Raw genomic sequence first — 2,191 nt, 5'->3', positions numbered from 1 at the left:
GTCGCTGTCCTTCCTTGAGTTCAACTACATGATCCTGCAGGCCTACGACTTCGTCGAGCTCTACAAGCGCGTCGGCTGCCGGCTGCAGATGGGCGGCTCGGACCAGTGGGGCAACATCGTCAACGGCATCGACCTCGGCCACCGCATGGAGGGCGTACAGCTCTTCGCCATGACCACGCCGCTGCTCACCACCTCGTCCGGCGCCAAGATGGGCAAGTCGGCCTCGGGCGCAGTCTGGCTCGACGGCGACATGCTGAGCCCCTACGAATTCTGGCAGTACTGGCGCAACACCGAGGACGCCGATGTCGGCCGCTTCTTGAAGCTTTACACCACGCTGCCGCTGGACGAGGTGGCGCGGCTGGAAAAGCTCGGCGGCTCGGAAATCAATGAGGCGAAGAAAATCCTCGCCACCGAGATCACGGCCATGCTGCACGGCCGCGAGGCGGCCGAGATGGCAAGCGAGACAGCGCGCAAGACCTTCGAGGAAGGCACGCTCGCCGACACGCTGCCCAGCGTCGAAGTCGCCAAATCGGACCTCGAAGCCGGGATCGGCATCCTGGCGCTGTTCGTAACAGCTGGGCTGGCCGGCTCGAACGGCGAAGCGCGCCGGCATATCCAGGGCGGCGCGGTGCGCATCAACGATCAGCCCTTGACCGACGACCGGCGCATCGTCACGTCCCTGGACCTCGGCCCGGAAGGCGTGGTGAAGCTCTCGCTCGGCAAGAAGAAACACGTGCTGGTGCGGCCGATCTGATCGGCCGCGCCTTCTCGATCGCCGTCCTTCCCGATCGCCGTCCTTCCAGAAAACCGGAGGCCGCTTTTCGGGATCAAGGTTACCTATATTCGAAGATCGAGCGGAATATACCCGGCGCCACCACCGACAGCGGATTGACGTTGAGGGTCGGCTTGTTGGCATTGCCGCGCAGGCGGTAGGTGACGCCAATCAGGCCACGGTCGCGTCCGTTGCCAAGGAGCGGCCCGAACAGCGGCAATTCGCCGAAGATCCGGTTCAGCCCGTAGACCGGCATGAAGGTGCCGGTCATGTCCATGTTGTTGTTCGGATCATAGAGCGTTCCCTGGAAGGTCGTGCCGATACGTGGACCGCGCAGCAGGCCGTTCGCCAGCCTCAGATAGCCGGACCCCTTGTCGATCTCGGCGAAGCCGCGCTCGAACTGCACCCTGGACGTATCGATATTGCCCTTGACGGCCTCGTTCAGGCTGCGCGTATCGCCGGCCGGCGTGGTCGATACGATCGAGGCCAGCTTGGGCTCGTTGACGACATAGAAGTTGCGGGCATCCACCTGTCCCTTCATCGGCCCGTCGGCGGCGCCCGAGAGCGAGAGCGTGATCGCGCCGCCTTCCATATGCTCGTAGACGTTGAGGAAACGCAGGATCGCGCCGGCGTCGGCCGACTTCACCCTGAGCACCCGGCCGCCTTCGCTGGTGGTGTTGTTGATCGTGATCGGGGCGCCCGAGCTTGCCGCGGCGGTGACGTTGAGCCCGTTCAGGTGCGATCCGGCCGCGCTGTATTCGAGCTTCAGATTGGAAAGCACCTCGTCGTGGAAACCGGTCAGCGATGCCACATCGGCGCTCACCGAGATCGCGTCGCTGCCGGCACCCTTGGTGGCGGTGTCGACATCGGAGGTGAACTGCTTGATCAGCGAGCGGGCGTCGAGCGACGCGCCGCTGACGTCGACCGCGTAGCTCTTACCGGCGCGCTTGACCGAAACGGCAACGTCGTCGCCTCGGTTCAACGCAACCTTGCTGAAGCGGGCCGCGGACAACGCGCCATTGACCAGCGTCACATTGCCGTCGATCGAAAAGCTTTTTCCGTCGAGAGCGAAATCCGACAGCGTGGTTGTGCTGCCAGACTTCGCCATGTTGAATGCGACCTTGGCCGGAATGCCGGCGCCCTTGCTCCACCCCGCCCAAGGAATGTCGAGCCTGGCATTGGTCAGGTCCGCCGAGACCTGCTGGGCGTCTTCGCCGCTCTTGTCGATCGCCACCTTGATGGTTCCCGAAAGCAGGTCCGACAGCCCAGGCATGCTGGCGTTGCGCGTCTTGTCGTCGAGGATCAGCGTGACCTTGAGGCTGCGCGCCGGCCCGTCATCGGCGAGCGGTTCGACCAGATCGAGCTCAGCCGGAATGCCGTTGAGCTTGGCCTCCGCCGAAATCACCGCCTGCTTTGGCC

At 64.3% G+C, this 2,191-nt stretch carries 1 protein-coding gene and 1 pseudogene; one reads left to right on the top strand and one right to left on the bottom strand.

The window, feature by feature from the left end; genetic code table 11:
- Positions 1 to 754, top strand: a 754-nt coding sequence (tyrS, locus tag EOA24_RS35150) for a tyrosine--tRNA ligase (protein ID WP_127410659.1), incomplete at its 5' end; no start/stop codon positions are given.
- A 79-nt stretch (positions 755 to 833) separates the two neighbouring features.
- Here the strand turns inward: tyrS and EOA24_RS35145 are convergent.
- Positions 834 to 2,191: pseudogene (locus EOA24_RS35145) on the bottom strand (hypothetical protein); the annotation flags it as partial.

Source organism: Mesorhizobium sp. M2A.F.Ca.ET.039.01.1.1, assembly GCF_003998035.1.
Lineage (GTDB): Bacteria > Pseudomonadota > Alphaproteobacteria > Rhizobiales > Rhizobiaceae > Mesorhizobium.
Note: the sequence above shows the minus strand (reverse complement) of the source record. Positions and strands in the feature narration are given on the sequence as shown.